The 16,238-nt window shown below is 43.2% G+C and carries 15 protein-coding genes and 1 riboswitch; of the genes, 9 read left to right on the forward strand and 6 right to left on the reverse strand.

All coding sequences use genetic code 11. The features are described from left to right. Positions 1–17 precede the first annotated feature (17 nt). The 4 genes from gyrB to dnaA all read right to left on the reverse strand — a co-directional run bounded on the left by gyrB (position 18) and on the right by dnaA (position 6,170). Positions 18–2,432, reverse strand: a complete 2,415-nt coding sequence (gyrB, locus tag AC1YY3_RS00720; RefSeq protein WP_482194237.1) for a DNA topoisomerase (ATP-hydrolyzing) subunit B — start codon at positions 2,430–2,432, stop codon at positions 18–20. 18 nt (positions 2,433–2,450) lie between these two features. Continuing rightward, entirely contained in the window at positions 2,451–3,551 is a 1,101-nt protein-coding gene (recF, locus tag AC1YY3_RS00725) for a DNA replication/repair protein RecF (protein ID WP_481823791.1), read from the reverse strand. Positions 3,552–3,560: 9 nt separating this feature from the next. Next, positions 3,561–4,661 (reverse strand): DNA polymerase III subunit beta, encoded by a 1,101-nt coding sequence (dnaN, locus tag AC1YY3_RS00730; protein WP_481823792.1) that lies wholly within the window; start codon positions 4,659–4,661, stop codon positions 3,561–3,563. 192 nt (positions 4,662–4,853) lie between these two features. Further along, on the reverse strand, positions 4,854–6,170 hold the full coding sequence (dnaA, locus tag AC1YY3_RS00735; RefSeq protein ID WP_481823793.1) for a chromosomal replication initiator protein DnaA: 1,317 nt from the start codon (positions 6,168–6,170) through the stop codon (positions 4,854–4,856). A 169-nt stretch (positions 6,171–6,339) separates the two neighbouring features. Here dnaA and rpmH point away from each other — a divergent pair, with 169 nt between their 5' ends. From rpmH to hisC, 6 genes are all read left to right on the forward strand, one after another. Continuing rightward, a complete protein-coding gene (gene rpmH / locus AC1YY3_RS00740; RefSeq protein WP_349025623.1) occupies positions 6,340–6,477 on the forward strand; it encodes a 50S ribosomal protein L34 in 138 nt (45 codons plus the stop codon). Further along, complete coding sequence (gene rnpA, locus AC1YY3_RS00745; RefSeq protein ID WP_481823794.1) at positions 6,474–6,842, forward strand: ribonuclease P protein component; 369 nt, start codon at positions 6,474–6,476, stop codon at positions 6,840–6,842. Before rpmH ends, rnpA begins: the two co-directional genes overlap by 4 nt. Positions 6,843–6,877: 35 nt before the next feature. Next, positions 6,878–7,054, forward strand: a complete 177-nt coding sequence (gene yidD / locus AC1YY3_RS00750) for a membrane protein insertion efficiency factor YidD (protein WP_481823795.1) — start codon at positions 6,878–6,880, stop codon at positions 7,052–7,054. A gap of 8 nt (positions 7,055–7,062) precedes the next feature. Continuing rightward, complete coding sequence (yidC, locus tag AC1YY3_RS00755; RefSeq protein ID WP_481823796.1) at positions 7,063–8,778, forward strand: membrane protein insertase YidC; 1,716 nt, start codon at positions 7,063–7,065, stop codon at positions 8,776–8,778. Between the two features lie 8 nt (positions 8,779–8,786). Beyond that, entirely contained in the window at positions 8,787–10,133 is a 1,347-nt protein-coding gene (gene mnmE / locus AC1YY3_RS00760; RefSeq protein WP_481823797.1) for a tRNA uridine-5-carboxymethylaminomethyl(34) synthesis GTPase MnmE, read from the forward strand. A gap of 499 nt (positions 10,134–10,632) precedes the next feature. Continuing rightward, positions 10,633–11,748 carry a histidinol-phosphate transaminase gene (gene hisC / locus AC1YY3_RS00765; RefSeq protein WP_481823798.1) on the forward strand — a complete coding sequence of 372 codons (1,116 nt, stop codon included), beginning with the start codon at positions 10,633–10,635 and terminating at the stop codon, positions 11,746–11,748. A 65-nt stretch (positions 11,749–11,813) separates the two neighbouring features. Here hisC and AC1YY3_RS00770 read toward each other — a convergent pair whose 3' ends face one another. Further along, complete coding sequence (locus AC1YY3_RS00770; RefSeq protein ID WP_481823799.1) at positions 11,814–12,467, reverse strand: VPLPA-CTERM sorting domain-containing protein; 654 nt, start codon at positions 12,465–12,467, stop codon at positions 11,814–11,816. A 42-nt stretch (positions 12,468–12,509) separates the two neighbouring features. Continuing rightward, a riboswitch (cyclic di-GMP riboswitch) is annotated at positions 12,510–12,592 on the reverse strand. Between the two features lie 290 nt (positions 12,593–12,882). Between AC1YY3_RS00770 and AC1YY3_RS00775 the strand changes: the two genes are divergently transcribed. From AC1YY3_RS00775 to trmB, 3 genes are all read left to right on the forward strand, one after another. Beyond that, the gene (locus tag AC1YY3_RS00775) at positions 12,883–13,953 is read left to right on the forward strand and encodes a 3-deoxy-7-phosphoheptulonate synthase (protein ID WP_481823800.1); all 1,071 of its coding nucleotides are present in this window, start codon (positions 12,883–12,885) and stop codon (positions 13,951–13,953) included. Further along, positions 13,950–14,927, forward strand: coding sequence for a sulfur carrier protein ThiS (gene thiS / locus AC1YY3_RS00780; protein ID WP_481823801.1), 978 nt, complete (start codon positions 13,950–13,952; stop codon positions 14,925–14,927). The genes AC1YY3_RS00775 and thiS overlap by 4 nt, the downstream gene beginning before the upstream one ends. Before the next feature lie 252 nt (positions 14,928–15,179). Further along, positions 15,180–15,863, forward strand: a complete 684-nt coding sequence (trmB, locus tag AC1YY3_RS00785; RefSeq protein WP_481823802.1) for a tRNA (guanosine(46)-N7)-methyltransferase TrmB — start codon at positions 15,180–15,182, stop codon at positions 15,861–15,863. A gap of 70 nt (positions 15,864–15,933) precedes the next feature. Here the strand turns inward: trmB and AC1YY3_RS00790 are convergent, their stop codons facing one another. Then, the gene (locus tag AC1YY3_RS00790) at positions 15,934–16,170 is read right to left on the reverse strand and encodes a CDGSH iron-sulfur domain-containing protein (RefSeq protein ID WP_481823803.1); all 237 of its coding nucleotides are present in this window, start codon (positions 16,168–16,170) and stop codon (positions 15,934–15,936) included. Positions 16,171–16,238 lie beyond the last annotated feature (68 nt).

Genomic DNA, 16,238 nt, shown 5'->3' on the forward strand with positions numbered 1-16,238 from the left:
TTCTACACCTTGGCATGTCAAACATCCAAATTCGTGGCATCTAAGGCGTGTTTGACGATGAAGTCACGTCTAGGTTCTACAACATCTCCCATCAGCGTGGTGAATATTTCATCGGCGGCAATGGCATCTTCGATTCTTACTTGCAACAAGCGGCGGTTGTTAGCATCTAGCGTGGTTGCCCAAAGTTGTTCAGGGTTCATTTCTCCTAACCCTTTATATCTTTGAATATATTGACCTTTTTTTGTTTCTTTCATCATCCATTCGAAAGCTTGTTTAAAACTGCCGACTGGGTGCTGTCTTTCGCCCATTTTTAAATACGCGGTCTCGGTAAACAGGTCTGCGGTGTCTTCGGCAAATTTAGACAGTTTTTGGTAATCCTTGCTGTGGAAGAAAGATGCCGTAACGACGAAGACTTTGGTGATGCCATGTTGCTTTTTACTGACCACAATCGTGAAATCGTCGCTGGTTTTATAGTCTAGGGTTATCTCGTATTCGACTTTGTTGTCGTTTTCCGTCAGGCGTTTTTGCAAGCTGGCGACCCATACGGTGAGTCGCTGCTGATCTTGTTTGTGCGCTTCACTTAGGGGTTCTAAATAAGTCAGTTGTTCGATAAATACATCGTCATAACGCCTTGATAAGCGGTTGATGATGCTGACTGCCTGGGTATACGCCAACGCCAATTTTTCCAAGCCTTGCCCTTGTATGGGTGGCGTGGTTTCATCGGTGAACAACTGGGTTTTCTCCAATGCTAGCTGGATAAGATATTCGTTTAACTGGGCATCGTCTTTGACATAATGCTCTTGTTTGCCTTTTTTCACTTTGTACAACGGCGGCTGTGCGATGTAGATGTAGCCTTTTTCAACAATCTCGGGCAACTGACGATAAAAGAAGGTAAGCAACAAAGTCCTGATGTGTGATCCATCAACGTCCGCATCGGTCATGATGATGATGCGGTGATAACGGAGCTTTTCGATATTGTACTCATCCTTGCCAATACCGCAGCCTAGTGCAGTAATTAATGTGCCGACTTCTTCTGAGGATATCATTTTGTCAAAACGGGCTTTTTCGACATTCAGGATTTTACCTTTCAATGGCAAAATAGCCTGGGTACGGCGATCCCGTCCCTGCTTTGCTGAACCTCCTGCTGAATCCCCTTCGACCAGGAACAGTTCTGATAAGGCGGGGTCTTTTTCTTGGCAGTCTGCGAGTTTTCCTGGCAAGCCTGCTATGTCTAATGTGGTTTTTCGGCGCGTCATTTCCCGTGCTTTACGGGCGGCTTCCCGTGCGCGCGCAGCATCTATGATCTTACCTACGATGAGTTTTGCTATCTGTGGCTTTTCCAGCAAGAAATCCTGGAGTTTCTCGTTCATAGTAGATTCAACCAAGGGTTTGACTTCGGAGGAAACTAGCTTATCTTTCGTTTGCGACGAGAACTTTGGGTCTGGCACCTTTACTGAAAGCACGGCGGTCAGTCCTTCCCGTGCATCGTCACCCGTTGTGCTTACCTTTTCTTTCTTTGCTAATCCACTGGATTCTATGTATTGATTGACAGTTCTCGTTAATGCGCCTCTAAAACCAGCTAAATGACTGCCACCATCCCGTTGCGGAATATTGTTGGTGTAACAAAAAACATTTTCCTGGTAGGAATCATTCCACTGCATAGCGACTTCAACAGTTACGCCTTCTTTCTCTGCAATAAAGTAAAAGACATCGGGAAATAATGGGGTTTTGTTTTTATTTAAGTGGCTAACGAAAGCACTGATTCCACCCTCAAATTCAAACACGTCGCGTCTATCCGTATTTTCATCTTCGAGGATGATACGTACACCGGAATTCAGGAAGGAGAGTTCTCGTAAACGTTTGGCGAGAATATCGTAATGAAATTCGATGTTGTTAAATGTTTCCGCACTTGGGGTGAAGTTTATTAATGTGCCTGAGCCTTGTGCTGGACCTACTGCGGCTAAGGGCGCGACAGGATTGCCCATACGGTAGGTTTGCTTGTAAAGCTGGCCGTCTTTGCGAATTTCTAACAGTAGCTCTTCAGATAAAGCATTCACTACTGAAATACCAACACCATGTAGACCGCCTGATACCTTGTAGGCGTTATCATCAAACTTTCCGCCTGCATGCAATACCGTCATAATGACTTCAGCAGCGGACTTCCCCCCTTCTTCGTGCATAATATCCACAGGAATGCCACGACCATCATCAGCAACTGTGACCGACCCGTTTGCATGGAGTATAACTTTGACTTCTTTACAATAACCCGCCAAGGCTTCGTCAATAGAGTTATCGACGACCTCGAACACCATGTGATGCAAGCCTGAACCATCATCGGTATCACCAATGTACATGCCTGGTCGTTTTCGTACGGCATCCAGGCCTTTTAGGACTTGAATATTAGTACTATCGTATTGATCGTTGTCACTCATTTTATTCGTTTCCTCATATTACAAAGATGTTCCATGTGGAACATTAATCGTTCGTATATTTCCGTGTTCCACGTGAAACATTTTATAGTTTTCTATATTACTTAAATCACCAAAATCATCGACTTCCGTAGCTGTAATAAACACCTGACACTGAATCTCACACAGATACTGAATTACTTTTGTTCGGTTATCTTTATCCAGTTCCGCCGCAAAATCATCTATTAAGATGCAGCCAAAGCTATCACGCTCCCTAAACATCAATTCAACCTGAGCCAACTTGAGGCAAATAACCAGCAGCTTTAACTGCCCTCTTGAGACCACATCTTTTGCTAGTGAATTATTGACCAACAAATGAAAATCTCCTCGGTGTGGACCACTATGGGTAAAGCCGTAACGAAGATCTTTTTCTATATCTTCTTTTAGAAGCTGTTCCAGTTGTTTGGTGGCATCCCAACCCGATATTAATCGAATATCAATACCCTTTAAGGTGACGAATCTAGCGATGGTCTTGCTAAGTATCGGCTTTAGGATTTCCAGGTACTGCTGCCTATATTCATTGACTATTGTACCGTAATTACCCAACTCCTTATTCCAAACATAAAGTTGCTTGATTTCTCTCGTTTTAAGTAAGGCGTTTCGTTGTGCCAAGGCTTTTTTATACTTTCGCCACGCGGGTAAAAAGTTCTCTTCATGGTTGAAGATTCCCCAATCCAAAAACTCACGTCGTATTTGTGAGCCTGCATCTAACAATTCAAAACTTTTAGGATGAATGATTTGCAACGGCAATGCGTAGGCTAAATCTGAACGCTTTTGGCTAGGCTGTTGGTTTATGCGAATCTCAATATTTTTTCCATCCATTTGAATGCCCAACTGAAGACTGCCGCTTTTACCCTGTAAAACGTGAGCCGATACAATCAAGTTATCTTGTTCAAAACGAATAACTGATTTTATAGATGAGGAACGAAATGACTTTGCGCGACCTAATAGAAAAATAGCTTCGATCAGTGCGCTTTTACCGCTGGCATTGTTACCGTAAATAAAATTAAGGTCAGGCGACGGGGTAATCGACTGTTCGCTGATATTTCTTACATTATAAATATCCAGCTTTTGCAGACTCATACAAAGCGTTTAGAGTCGCATAGGCATAACGATGAATTTATATTCACATTGGCTAGGTTCATCGATAAAACAACTGCTGGCATTACTTGCGATTGTCAGCACGGCGGTATCGGAATCCAGGTTTGAAACCGCATCCAGCAAATACTGGGCATTAAACGCAATGGATAATTCCTCACCTTGATAATCTATACTGATTTCTTCCTCAGCTTCATCATGTTCTGGATTATGGGTGCTTATTTTCATACTGTTGGAGGTAATATCAAACGTCACACCTTTAAATTTTTCATTAGCCAACACTGCAACACGGGTTAAGGTATCTTTTAACACCAGTTTTGGTATGGCTATAGGCTCGTAAAAAGCTTGTTGAAAAACTTTGCCAAAATCAGGATATTTAGCATCGACCAGCTTGGCTGTAAAAATCAAATGACCAATCGTGATTTTTATATTGTTATTTGAAAACATTACTGTCAGTTCTGTTTCTAAATTATCTAACAAGCGGTAAAGCTCTAAAACACCTTTTCTAGGCAGAATAATCCTCGCCTCGTAACCGGTTTCATGTTCCAGCGTATCTTCAAAAATTGACAAACGATGTCCATCTGAAGCAACTAATTTCATTTTGTTATTGGAAATATTCAGCATAAGTCCGTTTAGGTAATAACGGACATCCTGGTTTGCCATACAAAAAATGGTTTTTTCCAAGGCTTTTTTAAATTTTCCTGCATTAATAGTGAATTGTTTATCCATTTCGGATTCGGCAAATTCGGGATAATGCTCGGCGGGTAAACAGCTTAAGGAAAACTTACTTCGACTCGATACTAACTTAACTTTATCATTTTGCTGATCTAGTTGAATGTCAGCCCCGCTCGGTAGTAAACGGCAAAGATCCAATAATTTTCTGGCAGGCACGGTTATAGATCCCGCTCTAGCATCTGAAATACTGACTTTAGCAACAATCTGGATTTCTAAATCCGTTCCTGTCAAGGTTAAGAAATCATCAGACACAGCCATAAGGACATTTGCCAAGACAGGCATGGTTTGCCGTTTTTCAATAACACCCACGATTTGCTGTAAAGGTGTTAATAAGTTTTCTCTATTAATAATAAATTTCATAATGTTTTATTTTTTAAATTACTACTATTATTAGCGAAGGTTAAAACTGTTGATAAGCAGTTTTAATTATTAAATATCAATAAGTTGACTTGTTAAACAAGCTGTTATTAAAGCCCATTACTTGCTGTGTGCTAATAGGGGATAACCGATGCTGACAAAAATACCTTACTGTTATCCACAACTTATACCTGCTTAGTGTGACAGGGTTCTCAACAGGTTAAAATAGTCTTCAGCAATTTTGCTATCTGCTTCCTTGAGATCATTAACTCGGTTACAGGCATTTATCACCGTAGTATGGTCTCGTCCACCAAAAGAATCACCAATATCTGGAAAACTAAGCGAGGTCAATTCCCTGGCTAACGACATCGCAATTTGTCTCGGTCGGGTAACAGACTGTCTGCGACTTTTGGAAGATAAATCGGCAATACGGATTTTATAATATTCAGCAACGGTTTTTTGAATGTTGTTGATGTCAACGAGCTTATCGCGCATTGAGATCAAATCGTGCAACGCTTCCTTGGTGAAGTCGATTGTGATTTCACGACCCGTGAATTGGGCATTGGCAATAACACGTCTTAACGCACCTTCTAAGTCACGAACGTTAGAGGGAATGCGTTTAGCGATAAATAAAGCCACATCTTGATGCAGATTAACATTCACCATAGCTGCTTTTTTCATCAAGATAGCGGCACGGGTTTCCATATCAGGCGGCTCAATAGTTATCGGCAAACCGCTGCTAAAGCGCGATTTTAACCGCTCGGCAAGATTAGCGATTTCCTTGGGATATTTGTCGGAAGTTAATACAACCTGAAACTTTTTTTCGAGTAAGGTATTGAAAGTATGGAAAAACTCTTCTTGAGAACGTTCTTTTCCAGCAAAAAACTGAATATCGTCAATCAATAAAACATCCAGGTTTCGGTAATAGTCTTTAAAAACGTTGATTGAGTTTTGTTGTAAAGCTTTGACCATGTCTTGCACAAATTTTTCAGAATGCACATACACAATATTTAACGAAGGTTTTCGGAGTAAAACCGCATTGCCTATTGCGTGCATCAAGTGGGTTTTACCCAACCCCGAACTGCCATAAATAAGCAGTGGGTTATATGCTCTGCCGATATTCTCGGAGACTTGAAACGAAGCAGCTTTTGCTAATTGGTTGGATTTGCCTTCAACAAAGTTATCAAAGGTAAAAGCTTTATTGAGATTACTTGGATCGTTTTTTTTTGCATCAGTACGTTTAACTGTTTTTTTTGTAGCAGGTAATGCAGAGACTTTCGAGCCGATTTCCAAAACCAGGTCTAATGATTCATTGGAAAATTCGTTGACAAATTCTTCAATTTTTGAAAAAAACCTTTCCTTGACCCAATCCATCACAAAACGATTTGGAGCCAGTAATTTCAGTTGACCATTGATTTCTACAGCCTGAAGTGGCCTAATCCAGGTATTAAATTCCGAACTGGAAATTTCAATTTCCAGCTTGCTCAAGCAGTTATTCCAAATGGAACTCATTGAAGTCGTTAACTTATTGATTTTATATGTTTGACAGATTCAGCTCGTCGGTTACTATACAGGATAAACGTGCAAGCTCACAGAATTGACATAACCAGGCTTATATCTTATCATCCGTAGGCTTTTTTATCTGTTTTTATTGACCCTTATTTGATCAGGCTTTTGTAATATGAAAAGAACATACCAACCCAGCAAAATTAAACGAGCTAGAACCCATGGTTTTAGAGAAAGAATGGCATCAGTCGGTGGTCGTAGAGTAATAAACGCAAGGCGGGCGAAGGGAAGATCCAGACTGACTGCTGTGTGACGGAGCTAAACTACGGTTTCCCTCCAGGATTAAGATTAAAAAAAGCCGCTGAATTTAAAAATGTTTTTTCCAATCCGGTCAAATCAACAGATCGGTATTTTACGCTTTTAGCCATACAGAGCGATTTTGATAATCCCAGAGTCGGCTTGGCAATTGCCAAAAAAATTATTAGAAAGGCAGTCCACAGAAATGTGATTAAAAGAACTGTCAGGGAAAGCTTTAGGATTCAACAGCATATAATGACTGGCATTGATATTGTCGTCTTGGCACGAAAAGAAGCACTGGGCGTACCACCGGATGTATTAAGACAGTCATTGGAAAAACATTGGCTTAAATTGGTATCGAAATGCGCTTCACGCTCATAGCGATTATAAGATTTTATAAGACCTTTATTAGTCCTGTGCTTGGCAATAATTGTCGGTTTTATCCCAGTTGCTCAACGTATTCCATAGAAGCATTTGAATTGCATGGTGTGCTTAAAGGTTTATACCTGACAGCCAGAAGATTATTGAAATGCCATCCTTTTCATGAAGGTGGCATTGATCCCGTTCCTGAAAAATTTGGTAATAAGAAGTAATATTAAGAATGGAAAATATACGATTTATACTCGTCATCGCTTTTGCAATGATTGTGTTGTTGCTATGGCAAGCCTGGCAAATGGATTACGGCCCCAAGCCAGCTATCGCACAAGTCGAAAGCCCTGCGGTTGCAGATGTTAAAGAAGATCTGCCTGCAACAAGCAATACCACTACTGCACAGGTACAAACCGACGGGCAACCAGTCGCTACTGCACCGTTGGCGGCTGTTTCTGCCACTGATATTATTACAGTAAAGACCGATGTTATTGCCCTTGAAATTGATATGCAAGGTGGCACCATACAAAATCTGGATTTACTGAGTTACCCAGTAGAAAAAGATAATACGGTTGTCAACGCGATGAGGAAACTCGTCGGTTTAGAGGCCGCTGAAAAAAATCGCCAGCCAGTAAGATTGTTTAATAGCAGCCCAGAAAAAATGTTTATCGCGCAAAGCGGCTTGATTGCAGCCAGCGGAAATGCAGCAGCACCCGATCATCACACCATTTACGCTCATCAAGCGAGTAGCTATGCCCTTGCTGACGGACAAGACAGCCTTACCGTTCCACTAACATGGACGGATAACAATGGGTTGGCAATGACCAAAACCTTTGTTTTCAAACGTGGCAGTTACGAAATCACACTCAATCAAAACATCAAAAACAACACCGGAAAAGACTGGTCAGGCAGGCAATACAGTCAATTATTACGGACACCCTTCAATGAAAACACTGGCAACATGCTGACTGCGGGTATGCGGGCCTATGATGGTGGCGTTGTTTATACCGAAAAGGACAAGTACAAAAAGATTAACTTTGACGATATGGTTGATGATAATTTGGATGTCGCCAGCCAAGGCGGATGGGCAGCCATGATTCAGCATTATTTTGCCTCGGCGTGGATTCCACCCGCAGAATCAGAAAATCACTTTTACACCAAACATTTAAAAGATGAACGCTACGTCATCGGCTCGTATTCGCCGCCAGTGACCGTCGCCAACAACACAGAAGCACAGTTCGTATCACGCTTATTTTCAGGACCGAAAATTCAACCTGTTATGGAAAAAGTAGCACCAGGGCTTGAGCTGACCGTCGATTACAGTGTGTTGACCTTCATCGGCAAGCCGATCTACTGGCTGCTCAATAAGATTCATAGTTTTACCAATAACTGGGGATTTGCAATTATTGGCGTGACCATGTGCATTAAATTGTTGATGTTCCCGTTGACCCAAGCCAGCTTCATCTCAATGGCAAGGATGCGAAAAATCCAGCCGCGTCTAAAAGAATTGCAGGAGCGTTTTGCCGACGACAGACCACGGTTTAACAAAGAAATGATGGATATGTACAAAAAGGAAAAGGTCAATCCTTTAGGTGGTTGTTTACCTATCCTGTTTCAAATTCCCGTGTTCATGTCCTTATATTGGGTATTAAGCGAAACCGTTGAATTCCGGCAAGCACCGTTCTTATTGTGGATTCAAGATTTATCCGCAATGGATCCATTTTTGGTGCTGCCAGTAGTCATGGGTATTTCCATGAAAATCCAGCAAGGCCTAAACCCGCCGCCGATTGATCCAGTGCAGGCAAAGATATTAAAAATGTTCCCGCTTGTTTTCACCATATTCTTCCTATTTTTCCCCGCCGGTTTGGTGCTGTACTGGGTGGTTAACAACACCTTATCCATTCTCCAGCAGACCTACATCACCAAAAAAATCAATGCACAAGCCTAGCGCGACTATTGGACATTGAACACATAGACACCATTGCAGCCATAGCGACACCCTCCGGTAACGGAGGTGTCGGTATCATCCGAATTTCAGGTGGATTAGTTACTGAAATCGCAACCAAACTAACAAAAAAAGCCTTAACGCCTAGAACGGCGCAATTCTCAAGCTTTCTCGATCAAGACAATGCCGTTATTGATTCCGGCATAGCCCTCTACTTTCCAGCCCCCGCTTCTTATACTGGCGAAGATGTACTTGAACTCCAGGGTCATGGCGGCTCGGTAGTCCTCAACATGCTACTACGGCATGTATTAGCATTGGGCGCAAGATTAGCCAGGCCAGGGGAATTCACCGAACGCGCTTTCCTCAACAACAAGCTCGATTTGGCTCAAGCCGAAGCCATAGCCGATTTGATAACAAGCAGCACCGAGCAATCCGTACGCTCCGCGCAACGCTCCATGCAAGGCGTGTTTTCCGAGCAGATCAATCTGCTGATTACCGAGCTCACCGAACTTAGAATCTACATTGAAGCGGCGATTGATTTTGTCGATGAAGAAATCGATTTTTTAACCGATGGAGTGGTCGAAAATCGGCTAGTAAGTCTGGTAAAAAGATTAGAAGAAATCCAACAAACCGCCAAACAAGGGCGGTTATTGCGTGATGGCATGACCGTTGTATTGGCGGGAAAACCGAATGCCGGAAAATCCAGCCTACTCAATGCGCTCGCAGGACACGATGCCGCCATCGTTACCGACATAGCCGGCACCACGCGGGACGTGTTGCGCGAACGCATCCAACTCGACGGAATGCCGCTGCACATCATTGACACGGCGGGTTTGAGAGAAAGCTCAAATGCCATAGAGCAAGAAGGTATTCGTCGCGCTCAGGAAGAAATCCGCAAAGCCGACAAAGTACTGTTGCTTATCGACATCAGAGAGACAGAACCCCAAACATTACTGGACGCTATCCCCGAAGACCTGGACATTACAACCGTCTACAACAAAATAGATTTAGTAAATTCCGAGCCGGAAATACAAAACACAGAATCAGGCACACAAATCTACCTATCCATTAAAACTGGCGTAGGCATGGATTTACTCATCCAACACCTGAAACAAAGCGTCGGCTACAACGATACCGCAGAAGACATCTTCATAGCCAGAACCCGCCACCTTGAAGCCCTAAAAAACGGCTACGAACTCATCCAAAACGCCCTGCACCAACTACAAACCACCCAAGCCAGCGAACTCGTAGCAGAAGATTTACGGCAAGCCCAACAGGCTCTTGCTGAAATCACAGGAGAATTTACGTCAGATGACCTTTTGGGGAAAATATTTTCCAGTTTCTGCATTGGTAAATAACCAAGTTAGAAAATATCAAATAACATGGCTATATACAATGCACAGGTTAGGACAAACAGTCTTTATTTCTTTCAAGGTGTTAGCTCATGTAGATTCAGCACTACCTGTGACTTGTACATAGTCATGTCAAATAATTACAAACTTATTTACACCTACGCAGTACTTTGCAAATTATAGGTATGGTGTGAGAAATCCATGAAAAACACAATAAAAAACGCATCAGCAAAAATTGATAAACAGAACGTAGGGTTGATTTACTTACACGGTATTGTTGGCAACCCTTAATGGCACCCAAACGCGGTATTGAATTTCATTATCCAATTCACTAAAGCCGAGGTAGACGACCCAATGGTCGTGGATCGGTTGGGTTCTATTGGGTTATTGATGTTTTAAGTTTAACCACCACTTCACAGTAAAGAGCTATGATAAAATTATGAGATAAATCTACAGTTAGACCATCGAAAAACTTCTTTCAACTTTTGCGACACATCCAAGAATAATGCTTTTGAATAACAAAACTGCCGCCATTTTTCGCAACGAAGTCTTGGCAATGTCCGCTTATAAGGTTGCAGATGCGAGCGGTTTGATTAAGCTGGATGCGATGGAAAACCCTTATAGCTGGCCGGATGACCTTACTCAAAGATGGCTGGAAACATTGAAAACCTGCGAACTAAACCGTTATCCAGATCCAGAGGCAAAGCAACTCACGCAAACGATTAGGGAACAAAATAACATTCCGTCAGTGCTTGATGTGTTGTTGGGCAATGGTTCTGATGAGCTTATCCAGATTCTGCTGATGGCCTTGCCACCTAATGCCAGTGTGTTGTCTGCACAACCCAGCTTCGTGATGTACCAGCAAATCAGCCATTCGCTAGGCTTGAGTTTTATCAATACGCCTTTACTGCCCGATAGCTTCGAGCTAGATTTGCCGTCCATGCTGGCTGCGATTGTGGCACATCAACCCAGCCTTATATTTTTGGCCTATCCCAATAATCCTACTGGCAATCTGTTTAGTGCTGAAGCTATAAATAAAATCATTGCCGCTGCAAATGGTTTGGTCATTGTGGACGAAGCCTACGCGCCTTTCGCCGATGCCAGTTTTATCAATGAACTGACACAGCACGAAAACCTGTTGGTGATGCGAACCGTTTCCAAACTGGGCTTGGCAGGATTACGTCTGGGCTACCTCGTCGGTGCGTCAAGTGTTATTGAACAACTCAATAAAATCCGACTTCCCTACAACATTAATATTCTCACTCAAGCTACCGCCCACTTTGCACTGACTCATCATGCGCTGTTTGACGAGCAAACCCAAAAAATTTGCACAGAACGTACACATGTCTACGACCAACTCAGCAACCTGGATGGCATTACCGTTTATCCCAGTGCCGCAAATTTTATCCTGTTCAAGACACCTAAAGATATGGCAACTGACATTTTCACAGCCATTAAACAACAGGGCGTTTTAATCAAAAATATGAGTCATCAAGGCGGATTATTGGCAGACTGCTTACGTGTCACCATCGGCAAGCCCGAAGAAAATCAGGCTTTTTTGGCTGCCTTAAAAGTCAGCTTGGAAAACTTGGGCAATCCAAATATTCCTGAGAAAACTTAAATTGAGAAGGAGCGCTATCACTTTTATCGGAAAGTGTTAACGCCCCTATATTTGCGTTTATATCTTTATGCTGATGCAGCTTGCTTGCGACGAGCAAATGAACTCAGTCCAGCTATAGCTGATCCGAATAGCCAAAGGGCAGCAGGAACAGGCACCACGGTACCAACATTAATATCAGACAGCCTAGCATAGTCAAAGCCATAGAAATCGTTACTTAGGTTGCGGTTAATATTCACAATAAGCGCACCCGTGCTGTTGATCGAATCAAGAACTGCTTGTTCAAGATTAAATGTACGTAAAGCCGTATTAGGAAATCCGTCATTGAACGCCCAGTTCTGCACAATGCCATTGAAATCCACAGCGACCGCGCCAAAGGTTGAGGCTTGGAAATCAGCCATATCGAACTCCAGATGTCCTGCTGTCCAGCCACTACCTAAGCCCGAAAAGTTGAAGGTAGCTACAGTTCCAGCTTGGGGCCCAAAACCTGGATGAGTAGTGCTATAAGTGTCAGTGAATTGTGCACCGTTGGTTGCAGCCATTTCGGCTGCACTACGACCATCATAGTTTGCGCTAAAGCCATTGAAAGGGTGTGTGGCGTTATTGGCAATACCGATACCGTAACCATCATCGTCTCCAATGGTGAATACCGCCGCTTGAGCATGATTTGAAACTGAGAGAACCACAGTTGCAAAGAATAACAAGGGTAAGATTTTTTTCATTTTATTTCTCCAAGTATAATATTTAATAATCTAAAAAAAGTATTTTGCAACTCAGCCATCTTGGATTATTTCAAAGATCTGTAGCTTTCCGACCCTATTTCGCAACAGGTGTAGCATGGCAGCATTGCTTTGTGCACAAAGTCAATTGCCTTTTATGTAAAATCCCATCAAAAATAATTTTTTACTTCCAACGGATTTTTACATTGGGGGAAAATACCAAAGTATTCAAAACAAATATATACGTACAATTACCTACTATGTTTGGCATAGAAAATGCTGTTAGTTCCCCATTAGCAAACGGTTTCGAATTACATCAACCATATCGAACATACAGTAAGCACTGACAACACCCAATAAAAACAGTTAAAATAGCACCTACGAAGTACCAACAGACAAAACTGGTTAATAACACCACATGCAAACATCCTATAAAACTGACGACCTGAGAATTTGTGAGACCAAAGAAGTCATTGCGCCTGTCCAGGTTCATGATGAAATGCCGCTCAGTGACATTGCCGCGCTAACAACGCTTAAAGCAAGGCATGATATACATAACATTCTAAATGGCAGAGATGACCGCTTGCTGGTTGTGGTAGGGCCGTGTTCAATTCACGACACCCAAGCCGCAAAAGAATATGGCAGTCTGCTAAAAGCAGTTAAAGATGAATTAAAAAAAGATCTGTTGATTGTCATGCGGGTTTATTTTGAGAAGCCACGCACCACGGTGGGTTGGAAAGGACTGATAAACGATCCCGATATAAATTCCAGCTTCAATATCAATAAAGGCTTGCGCGTTGCCAGACAGTTATTGCTGGATTTGAATAATATGGGTATGCCGGCCGCGACGGAATACCTGGATTTAATCACGCCGCAGTACATTTCTGACTTGATTGCCTGGGGCGCGATTGGTGCTAGAACCACAGAAAGCCAAGGACACCGAGAACTGGCTTCGGGCGTATCTTGCCCAATCGGTTTTAAAAATTCCACCGACGGCACCATAAAAATCGCTATTGATGCAATAGGTGCAGCGATGAGTCCGCATCATTTCTTGTCGATGACCAAGGCGGGACATTCGGCGATTTTTTCCACAACGGGTAATGACGATGTACATATCATTTTAAGAGGCGGCAATGGTCAGCCCAATTATGATGCAGTCAGTGTTGAGCAAGTGGCAAAAGGGCTAATAAAAGCCGATCTAAAATCAAATATTATGATCGACTTCAGCCATGCTAACAGTTTAAAGCAATGTCATAGACAACTTATCGTCGGCGAAGATGTCGCTGGGCAAATAGCCGGTGGGGATCGCAGGATTATGGGTACGATGATAGAAAGCCACCTTAAAGCAGGTCGGCAAGAGGTGATTGACGACCAACCCTTAACCTATGGACAAAGCATTACCGATGCCTGCTTGAGCTGGGATGACACCGTGCCACTCCTAAAAAACTTGGCTAAAGCTGTGCAAAAACGCCGGAATTCAAAATTATGATCGTTTATGTCAATGGTGAAAGCCACGAGCTTTCTGGCGATAAGAAAGTAGCCGATATTATCGAAAACATGGGGTTGGCTGGCAAACGGATTGCTGTTGAATTGAATAAAGAAATCTTGCCTTTCGATCAGTACCAAAACCAGTTGCTTCACAATGGCGATCATCTCGAAATTGTCCATGCGATTGGTGGTGGGCAAGACGACACGTTTACCATTGCAGGTATTGCTTACCGTTCACGCTTATTGGTTGGCACGGGCAAATACAAAGATATGGAAGAAACGCGGTTAGCTATAGCAGCCAGTGGCGCAGAAATTGTCACCGTTGCGATACGCCGCAGCAATATCGGGCAAAATCCTGGCGAGCCTAATTTGCTGGATGTTATTCCACCGGATAAATACACCATTTTACCCAACACTGCCGGTTGTTATACTGCTGAAGATGCGGTAAGGACTTGCCGCTTGGCGCGGGAACTGCTCGGCGGACACAAGCTAGTCAAGTTGGAAGTGTTGGCCGACCAGAAGACCCTGTTCCCCGATGTCGCGCAAACCTTTGTTGCCGCCGAATTGCTGGTCAAAGAAGGCTTCGATGTCATGGTGTACACCAACGACGACCCCATTGCCGCCAAACGGCTGGAAGACATCGGCTGTGTTGCAGTAATGCCGCTGGCAGCACCGATTGGCTCCGGCTTAGGCATCCGTAATCCCTACAACATCCTGACCATCGTGGAAAATGCTAATGTTCCAATATTAGTTGATGCTGGCGTTGGTACGGCATCCGATGCGGCTATCGCAATGGAGCTAGGTTGTGCGGGCGTTTTAATGAACACCGCCATTGCCGAAGCCAAAAATCCTATTCTTATGGCTTCTGCTATGAAGAAAGGCATAGAAGCGGGGCGGGAAGCTTTCCTGGCTGGGCGTATGCCACGTAAGCGTTTCGCTTCGGCTTCATCGCCGATTGATGGATTGTTTTTTTAAGTCCGCAATATTTCGTGGATGCGGTTCGTTCCTCACCGCACGAGTTGCCTTAAATTAAGAAATACGGAGTCAAAAAACATGTTTTTTGATTCCTGATAAACAGCGAATGTTGGAGTACAAACTTAGTCGAGTAGGGTGCATTCTATACACCTAAACTAAGGTTAGGTGACATAGCCGATTGAGTAATTATAATATCGCCAATCAAAATTAAGATCTCATGGTGCATAAAATGCACCCTACTTTATGTACTTAATGTCCGAACAATCCCCAACCCGGAAAATCCGCAGCTTTATCCGTCGCCAAGGTCGCATCACCCAAGGACAGGAATTCGCCTTGGAAAATCATTGGGACAACTACTGCCTTGCCCCATATAAGGCATTGGATGTGCGCCAAGTGTTTGGTCGCCACGCGCCGTTGTGTGTTGAAATCGGTTTTGGTAATGGCGAATGTCTGGCTAAGTTAGCCGCCGCAAATCCCGATAAGGACTATATCGGTATTGAGGTACACCGCCCTGGTGTCGGCCATTTGATGATGCAGTTGGAACAGCAAGGTCTGCAAAACGTCAGGGTTTATTGCCACGATGCGATAGAAATATTGACGAATAACCTGCCCGATAACAGTTTATCTGCGGTCCATTTATTTTTTCCCGATCCTTGGCACAAAAGAAAACACCATAAACGCCGTATCGTGCAAGCCAGCTTTTTAAACTTATTGGCAAGTAAATTGCCGCCCGGCGGCTATTTCCATGCCGCAACCGATTGGGAACATTACGCCAAAGCAATGCTGGAAGTATTGTCGGCAGATAACCGATTTACTAATACGAGTCTTACCGACACCTATTGCGAAAGGCCAGCACACCGACCTTTAACAAAATTTGAGCAACGCGGTCTGCGCTTGGGTCACGGTGTTTGGGACTTGATCTTTATACGCAGCTAAGTGTGAGATCAGCCAATAATGAAAAATTATCTACGGTTTTTAGCCGTAGATTAAAGTACGAAGTCCAAACTCACAATTCCTTATGACTGCCATCGCAATACGGCGGGTTTTTGGTTTGTTTGCATTGGCAGATGGCGACCGTTTTGGTTTCGGTCATTTCAAATTTTAGCGGCGTAAAGGCTGTGGTTTTATGCGAACCGTCACAAAAACTGCCGTTTGCGCTGTGTCCACAAGCGCACCAATAATGTGTTCCTAATGCTAATTCGCTAACGTTAGGGTGATTAGCTGCAACTTTGGGTTTGTCCATGGATTTGTCCTCTAAAACTGTTTGCTATAGATTGCTCGGTCATAAATAAATCCGAGCAATAAGGCTTG

The sequence above is a fragment of the Methyloglobulus sp. genome (assembly GCF_964779595.1).